General features: G+C 63.8%; 9 protein-coding genes and 1 other RNA gene. 4 read left to right on the forward strand and 6 right to left on the reverse strand.

All coding sequences use genetic code 11. The annotated features are described in order from the left end of the window. Both rnpB and rsmI read right to left on the reverse strand, forming a co-directional pair. Positions 1-177: RNase P RNA component class A (gene rnpB, locus ACIP0B_RS27315), an RNA gene on the reverse strand; the annotation flags it as partial. 73 nt (positions 178-250) lie between these two features. Next, complete coding sequence (gene rsmI, locus ACIP0B_RS27320) at positions 251-1,105, reverse strand: 16S rRNA (cytidine(1402)-2'-O)-methyltransferase (RefSeq protein WP_400838083.1); 855 nt, start codon at positions 1,103-1,105, stop codon at positions 251-253. Between the two features lie 229 nt (positions 1,106-1,334). Between rsmI and ACIP0B_RS27325 the strand changes: the two genes are divergently transcribed. The 4 genes from ACIP0B_RS27325 to ACIP0B_RS27340 all read left to right on the forward strand — a co-directional run bounded on the left by ACIP0B_RS27325 (position 1,335) and on the right by ACIP0B_RS27340 (position 4,781). Beyond that, complete coding sequence (locus ACIP0B_RS27325; RefSeq protein ID WP_400838086.1) at positions 1,335-3,146, forward strand: penicillin-binding protein activator; 1,812 nt, start codon at positions 1,335-1,337, stop codon at positions 3,144-3,146. After that, complete coding sequence (locus ACIP0B_RS27330) at positions 3,146-3,508, forward strand: YraN family protein (RefSeq protein ID WP_400838089.1); 363 nt, start codon at positions 3,146-3,148, stop codon at positions 3,506-3,508. Before ACIP0B_RS27325 ends, ACIP0B_RS27330 begins: the two co-directional genes overlap by 1 nt. A 104-nt stretch (positions 3,509-3,612) precedes the next feature. After that, a complete protein-coding gene (locus ACIP0B_RS27335) occupies positions 3,613-4,206 on the forward strand; it encodes a phosphoheptose isomerase (RefSeq protein WP_007928463.1) in 594 nt (197 codons plus the stop codon). Next, positions 4,203-4,781 carry a BON domain-containing protein gene (locus tag ACIP0B_RS27340; protein WP_085584828.1) on the forward strand — a complete coding sequence of 193 codons (579 nt, stop codon included), beginning with the start codon at positions 4,203-4,205 and terminating at the stop codon, positions 4,779-4,781. Before ACIP0B_RS27335 ends, ACIP0B_RS27340 begins: the two co-directional genes overlap by 4 nt. 78 nt (positions 4,782-4,859) lie before the next feature. On the opposite strand, the gene ACIP0B_RS27345 is transcribed toward ACIP0B_RS27340, so the two are convergent. From ACIP0B_RS27345 to ACIP0B_RS27360, 4 genes are all read right to left on the reverse strand, one after another. Beyond that, complete coding sequence (locus ACIP0B_RS27345; protein ID WP_400838093.1) at positions 4,860-5,273, reverse strand: ClpXP protease specificity-enhancing factor; 414 nt, start codon at positions 5,271-5,273, stop codon at positions 4,860-4,862. A gap of 16 nt (positions 5,274-5,289) precedes the next feature. Then, a complete protein-coding gene (locus ACIP0B_RS27350) occupies positions 5,290-5,907 on the reverse strand; it encodes a glutathione S-transferase N-terminal domain-containing protein (RefSeq protein WP_085584824.1) in 618 nt (205 codons plus the stop codon). A 148-nt stretch (positions 5,908-6,055) separates the two neighbouring features. Next, a complete protein-coding gene (locus tag ACIP0B_RS27355; protein WP_400838096.1) occupies positions 6,056-6,838 on the reverse strand; it encodes a cytochrome c1 in 783 nt (260 codons plus the stop codon). Further along, on the reverse strand, positions 6,838-7,683 hold an 846-nt coding region (locus tag ACIP0B_RS27360; protein WP_400838099.1), incomplete at its 5' end, for a cytochrome bc complex cytochrome b subunit. The genes ACIP0B_RS27360 and ACIP0B_RS27355, both read right to left, overlap by 1 nt.

Genomic DNA, 7,683 nt, shown 5'->3' on the forward strand with positions numbered 1-7,683 from the left:
ATTTCAAGTGAGCGCCGTCAAACCACTCCAGCGCCGAAGCGCTTAGGCGGTTGTTTTCTGTGGCACTTTCCGTAGGCTCGCGCCTCCCAGGCGTTACCTGGCACTTCGCCCTATGGAGCCCGGACTTTCCTCCCCCCCCTAATTTTCATAGGGGGCAGCGACTGTCCGATCGACTCTCCGCCGCGCAGGTTAACGGCAGAGCGCCCGAAGAACAAGCGCTAATGGCCAGCAGAGCCGTCTGCGCGACGGGTTACGTCCCCTTTTGCCGTTCCAGCGCCACCTGATACAGGACGTTTTTGCGCTCACCGGTGATTTGCGCCGCCAGGGCCGCCGCACGCTTGAGCGGCATCTCCTCAAGCAACAGGTCAAGGATGCGCAGGGCTTCGCCGCTGACCGCCTCATCCGATTCCGGCGCCGTCCAGCCGGCGACCACCACCACGCACTCGCCGCGCTGCTGATTGCTGTCCGCCTCGACGAACGCCCGCAGCTCGGCCATCGGCAAGCCCTTGAGCGTCTCGAAGGTCTTGGTCAGCTCGCGGGCCAGCAGCGCCGGACGCTCAGCGCCGAACACCGCCTCCATGTCCTGCAGGCATTCGAGGATGCGGTGCGGCGCTTCGTAGAAGATCAGGGTGCGGGGCTCTTCCTTGATGGCCTCCAGACGGGCCTTGCGCCCCACCGCCTTGGCCGGCAGGAAACCCTCGAAGATGAAACGGTCGGACGGCAGCCCCGCCGCCGACAGCGCGGCGATCAACGCGCAGGCGCCCGGCACCGGCACCACATCGATCCCGGCCGCACGCGCCTGGCGCACCAGGTGATAGCCCGGATCGGAGATCAGCGGCGTGCCCGCGTCCGAAATCAGCGCCACGTTGTCGCCCGCCAGCAGACGGGTGATGAAGCGACTGCCTTCGTCCCGCTCGTTGTGCTCGTGGCAGGCCGCCAGCGGCGTATTGATGCCGAAGTGCTGCATCAGCCGCTGGGAATGCCGGGTGTCCTCGGCGGCGATCAACGCCACCTCGCGCAGGATCTTCAGCGCACGGGCACTGATGTCGTCCAGGTTGCCGATGGGCGTCGCCACCACATAAAGCGAGCCGGCAGCGGAATTCATAGCACCTGGAGCAGTCAAAGCGCGCACCTCAAGATCGGTAAAAGCCGGCATTGTAGCGCGTCAGGCGACGGGCGACGTGTTTTGGATCGACGGGGCCCGCCGCCGAATTCCGTGACGCCGCAACATTTGCTGCGGATAAATTAACGGTTTCGTACCGGCGACATCGCGCCCCGGCCAGTGCTTGGGTACAATTCCACGCTAATTTGATCGAGTATTCAGGAACACTTACATGATCGCTTGTCTGCGGCTGCTCACTGCCCTCTGCCTTGCTGCCTTGCTGGCGGCCTGCGCCAGCTCCCCCTCCTCCAGCCTTGGCGAACTTCCACGGACTCCGGACGCCAGCATCGAGCAACTGCTCGAACAGGCCGCCCAGAGCAAATCCCCGGACAAGGCCGCCCTGCTGCGCCTGAGCGCCGCGGACCTGGCCTATCGCCAAGGCAATGCCGGGCAGTCCGCGCAGATCCTGCAGCAAGTGCCGATGGAGCAGCTCAAGCCCGGCCAGCAGGTCTTCGCCGCCACCCTGTCGGCGGAACTGGCCATGACCCGCAACCAGCCGAAGGCCGCACTGACCGCCCTGAGCCATCCGAGCCTGCAACGCCTGGGCGAACTCTCCGAGGCGCAGCAGGTGCGCACCGGCACCGTTCATGCCCGCGCCCTGGAGGCCGACGGCCAGACCCTGGCCGCCGCCCGCGAGCGCATCTTCATCGCGCCGATGCTCGAAGGCGAAGCCGCCGCCAAGAACCACGAAGCGATCTGGACGCTGATCGCCTCGCTGCCGACCGACCAACTGCAGGCCAACGCCACCGACGACCTCGGCGGCTGGATGAGCCTGGCCCTGGCCGTGAAGACCGCCGGCACCCTGGAACAGCAGCAGGCCGCCATCGACGCCTGGCGTTCGCAGCATCCCAAGCACCCGGCCGCCATCACCCTGCCGCTGCCGCTGACCAAGCTCAAGGAACTGGCCAGCCAGCCCCTGAGCAAGATCGCCCTGCTGCTGCCGCAGGACGGCCCGCTGGCCTCGGTCGGCAAGGCGCTGCGCGACGGCTTCATGGCCGCCCACTACCAGGCTCAGCAGGCCGGCCAGAAACCGCCGGCCATCGAGTTCTACGACAGCTCGCGCCTGACCAACCTCGATGAGTTCTACCGCAAGGCCCAGGCCGACGGCGTGCAGCTGGTCGTCGGCCCGCTGGAGAAACCGCTGGTCAAGCAACTGAGCACCCGCCCGCAACTGCCGATCACCACCCTGGCCCTGAACTACAGCGAAGGCGACCAAGGCCCGGCGCAACTGTTCCAGTTCGGCCTGGCCGCTGAAGACGAAGCCCGCGAAGTGTCCCGACGCGCCCGCGCCGACGGCCTGCACCGCGCCGCCGTCATGGTGCCGCGCGGCGAATGGGGCGACCGCGTCCTGCGCGCGTTCAGCCAAGACTGGCAAGCCAACGGCGGCAGCATCGTCGCCACCGAACGCGTCGACCAGCCGGTGCAACTGGCCCAGCAGATCGCTGACATGTTCCAGCTGCGCCAGAGCGAGGCCCGCGCCAAGAGCCTGCAGAACGCCGCCGGCACCAACGTCGCCGCGCAGCCGTCGCGCCGCCAGGACATCGAGTTCATCTTCCTGGCCGCCACGCCGCAGCAGGCCCAGCAGATCAAGCCGACCCTGAACTTCCAGTACGCCGGCGACGTGCCGGTCTACGCCACCTCCCACGTGTTCAGCGCCAGCGGCGACGTGAACCAGTACAACGACATGAACGGCATCCGCTTCTGCGAAACGCCTTGGCTGCTGGACGCCAACGATCCGCTGCGCAAGCAGGTCACCGCACAATGGCCGCAAGCCGCCGGCAGCCTCGGCCGCCTGTATGCCATGGGCGTTGACGCCTACCGCCTGGCGCCGCGCCTGGGCCAGCTCAAGGCCATGCCGGACAGCCGCATCGAAGGCCAGTCGGGCAGCCTGGGCATGACCCAGAGCCAGCGCGTCGTGCGCCAACTGCCTTGGGCAGAGTTCGTCAGCGGCCAGGTCCAGCGCCTGCCGGACACCCCGCGCTGATGCCCGAGAGGTCACCCCAGCAAAGCGGCAAGGATGCCGAGCGCCAGGCGCTCGAGCATCTGCAGCACCAGGGTCTGCGCCTGCTGGCGCAGAACTGGATCTGCAAACGCGGCGAGCTTGATCTGGTCATGCTCGATGGCGATACAGTAGTATTCGTCGAAGTCCGCTACCGGAAGAACACTCAATGGGGTGGCGCACTCGACAGCGTCGATGAGCGCAAACGGCAAAAACTGATCTTCGCCGCACAGTATTTTCTTCAGCGCGAACCGCGCTGGGCCAATTCTCCCTGTCGCTTCGACGTGGTGGCCATCGACAGCCGCCCCGATCAACTGAACTGGCTGCAGAATGCTTTCGACAGTTGACCGCCGGCAGCGCCCCGGACATTTTCACCCAACACTTTTTTGCTCTTTGCTTTGCGGGCTGCACATTCACGTGCCGGACAGCCGCGCCAATTAAGGTCACCCAGATGGACATGCAATCCCGAATTCGCCAGCTCTTTCAAGCCAGCATCGACACCAAGCAACAGGCGATGGACGTACTTGCACCGCACATCGAGCAAGCCAGCCAGGTGATGGTCAACGCCCTGCTCAACGAAGGCAAAATGCTGTCGTGCGGCAACGGCGGTTCGGCCGGCGACGCCCAGCACTTCTCCTCGGAACTGCTCAACCGCTTCGAGCGCGAACGCCCGAGCCTGCCGGCCATCGCCCTGACCACCGACAGTTCGACGATCACCTCGATCGCCAACGACTACAGCTACAACGAAGTGTTCTCCAAGCAGATCCGCGCCCTCGGCCAGCCGGGCGACGTGCTGCTGGCGATTTCGACCAGCGGCAACTCGGCGAACATCATTCAGGCGATCCAGGCCGCACATGACCGCGAAATGATTGTCGTAGCATTGACCGGACGCGACGGCGGCGGCATGGCTTCCCTGCTGCTGCCCGAAGACGTCGAGATCCGCGTTCCGGCCAACGTCACCGCACGTATTCAAGAAGTCCACTTGCTGGCGATCCATTGCCTTTGCGATCTGATCGACAGCCAACTGTTCGGGAGTGAAGAATGACCCCTAATCGCCTCGGCCTCCTGGCCCTGACCCTGTGCCTCGGCATCAGCGGCTGCACCTCGGTGGTGAACGCCAGCCGCGAAGCCCCCATCGACGACGACCGCGGCACCCGCACCTTCGGCAGCAAGATCGACGACTCGCTGATCGAGACCAAAGTCGGCGTCAACGTGGCCAAGGCCGATGTCGGCCTGGACAAGGATTCGCACATCGTCGTGACCAGCTTCAACGGCGTGGTGCTGCTGGCCGGCCAGACGCCGCGCGCGGACCTCAAGGCCAAGGCCGAACAGGCGGCCGCCAACGTGCAGCGCGTGAAGACCGTGCACAACGAGCTGCAGGTGATCCAGCCGTCTTCCCTGCTCGCCCGCCAGAACGACGCCTGGCTGACCACCAAGATCAAGACCCAGATGCTCACCGACGCCAACATTCCGGGCTCGCGCATCAAGGTCGTGACCGAGAACGGCATCGTCTATCTGCTGGGGCTGCTGACCAAGCAGGAGGCCGCCCAGGCCACCAACCTGGTTCAAGGGGTTTCCGGCGTGCAGAAGATCGTGAAGCTGTTCGAGTACATCGACTGACGACCGTCAGGCACCAGAGCTGACAGCCCCGTTTCTGAGGGGCACAAAAAAGGCGATCCGGTTGGATCGCCTTTTTTGTCACTTCACCACTTTCAGGCTTGGCCGGCCACTCGGGCGCGGCGGCTCGCTGTCCGGCGGCGGCACTTCGTCATCCGGCTCGATGTCGTCTTCGTCGTCCATGGGCGACTCGAGATCGAACACCATGCCCTGGCCGTTTTCCCGGGCATAGATGCCGAGGATAGCGCCGATCGGCACATACAGGCTGTGCGGGACGCCGCCGAAGCGACCTTCGAAGGTCACGACATCGTTGTCCATGTGCAGATGGCGAACGGCATTGGGCGAAATGTTCAGGACGATCTGCCCGTCACTGGCAAACCCCTGCGGCACCTGCACCGCCGGGTATTCGGCATTGACCAGCATGTGCGGGGTGCAGTCGTTGTCCACAATCCACTCGTAGAGCGCGCGGACCAGATAAGGTCGACTGGAATTCATAGCGGCTCCTTAAGCCTTAGCGCATGTCGCGTTCGACACCAGACAGGCTCGCCTGGAATGCCTCACGCGCAAACTGGCGCTCCATGTAATCAAGCAACGGCTTGGCCGGCCGCGGCAGTTCGATGCCCATGACCGGCAAACGCCAGAGTATGGGCAGTAGGCAGCAGTCCACCAGACTTTGTTCCTCACTGAGGAAAAACGGTTTGTCGGCGAACAGCGGCGAAACGCCTGTCAGGCTTTCGCGCAGCTCCTTGCGCGCCACCACGCGGGCCGCCTCCTTGGAGCGCGGATCCAGAATCAGATCCACCTGACCACACCAGTCACGCTGGATGCGGTGCATCAGCAGGCGACTGTTGGCACGCGCCACCGGATAGACCGGCATCAACGGCGGGTGCGGGTAACGCTCATCCAGGTACTCCATCACCACAGTCGACTCCCACAGCGCCAGGTCGCGGTCGACCAGGGTGGGCAGGCTGCCGTAAGGGTTTACCTCAATCAGTTTAGGCGGCTGACGGCCAGCCTCCACGTAAATGATTTCGGCGCTGACACCCTTCTCTGCAAGCACGATGCGCACTCGGTGGGAATAGTGGTCGGCGGGGTCGGAGTAACAGGCCAACCGATTGGTCACGCCCATGGCGATCCTCCTCGCTTGTTGAATTGATCGGAACCGGAAAAGCACGCGCGCCCAGAGGGCGCCTCCCGCAAAGCCTGGCCAACCAGACCTTGCGTTACCGGAGGCGCCCTTGGGCGCGCGCGATCAACAGCAATGGTTTGAAGCGTTATCAGTGCACGTCTTTCCAGTATTCACGCTTGAGCAGGTAGGCGAACACAAAGAAGAACGCCAGGTACAGCAAGACGTAGGTACCGATGCGCTGATGCTGCAGCTTGACCGGGTTAGCCGAGTAAGCCAGGAAGGTTACCAGATTCTTCACCTTCTCATCGAACTGCTCTTCGTTCAGCGTACCGGTCTTCGGCACGATGGTCAGCTGGTCGCAGGCCTCGTGGGTCAGCGGCGTACCGGTCAACGGATCGTATTGCTTCTTGCCGTCGTCGACGATCTGCACCTGCTTGCAGCCCACGACCTGGCGGCCTTGCAGACCGACCAGCACGTTAGGCATGCCCACGTTCGGAAAGACCTTGTTGTTCACGCCCCAAGGGCGTGCAGGGTCTTCATAGAACGACTTCAGGTAACCGTAGAGCCAGTCGGTGCCGCGAACGCGGGCCACCAGAGTCAGGTCCGGCGGCGCGGCGCCGAACCAGGTCTTGGCGTCGGCCGGCTGCATGCCGATGCTCATGTGGTCGCCGATCTTGGCGCCGGTGAACACCAGTTTCTCCAGCATCAGTTCGTGAGGGATGCCCAAGTCATCGGCCACACGCTCGTAACGCTGGTATTTGGCGCTGTGGCAACCCATGCAGTAGTTGGCGAAGGTACGCGCACCGTCCTGCAGGGCCGCTTTGTCGGAGACGTCGATGTCGACCTTTTCCAGCTCGGGGCCACCGTGTTCGGCCGCGAAGGACAGCACAGGCAATGCAGCAAGAATCAGAGCAACAAATAACTTTTTCATCAGCCAGTCACCCTTTCCGGAACCGGTTTGGTCTTCTCGAGCCTGGTGTAGAACGGCATCAGAATGAAGTAGGCGAAATACAGGATGGTGCAGACCTGCGACAGCAAGGTACGGCCCGGCGTCGGCGCCAGAACCCCCAGGATGCCGAGGATCACGAAGGAAATGCAGAACACCACCAGCCAGATCCTGCTCAGCCAGCCTTTGTAGCGCATCGACTTGACCGGGCTGCGGTCGAGCCACGGCAGGACGAACAGCACCGCGATGGCCGCCCCCATGGCGATGACGCCCATGAGCTTGTCCGGAACCGCACGCAAGATCGCGTAGAACGGGGTGAAGTACCAGACCGGCGCGATGTGCTCAGGGGTCTTGAACGGGTTGGCCGGCTCGAAGTTCGGCTTTTCGAGGAAGTAGCCGCCCATTTCCGGGAAGAAGAACACGATGAAGCAGAAGATGAACAGGAACACGACTACGCCGACGATGTCCTTCACGGTGTAGTACGGGTGGAAGGCGATGCCGTCCAGCGGTACGCCGTTCTCGTCCTTGTGCTTCTTGATGTCCACGCCGTCCGGGTTGTTCGAGCCGACTTCATGCAGCGCCAGGATGTGCAGCACCACCAGGCCGAGGATGACGATCGGCAGGGCCACCACGTGCAGGGCGAAGAAGCGGTTCAGGGTGATGCCGGAGATCAGGTAGTCGCCGCGGATCCACTGGGTCAGGTCGTTGCCGATGACCGGGATCGCACCGAACAGCGAGATGATCACCTGGGCACCCCAGTACGACATCTGGCCCCATGGCAGCAGGTAGCCCATGAAGGCTTCGGCCATCAGCGCCAGGTAGATCAGCAT

The organism is Pseudomonas sp. NPDC089534, from assembly GCF_044749305.1.
GTDB classification, from domain to species: domain Bacteria; phylum Pseudomonadota; class Gammaproteobacteria; order Pseudomonadales; family Pseudomonadaceae; genus Aquipseudomonas; species Aquipseudomonas ekonensis.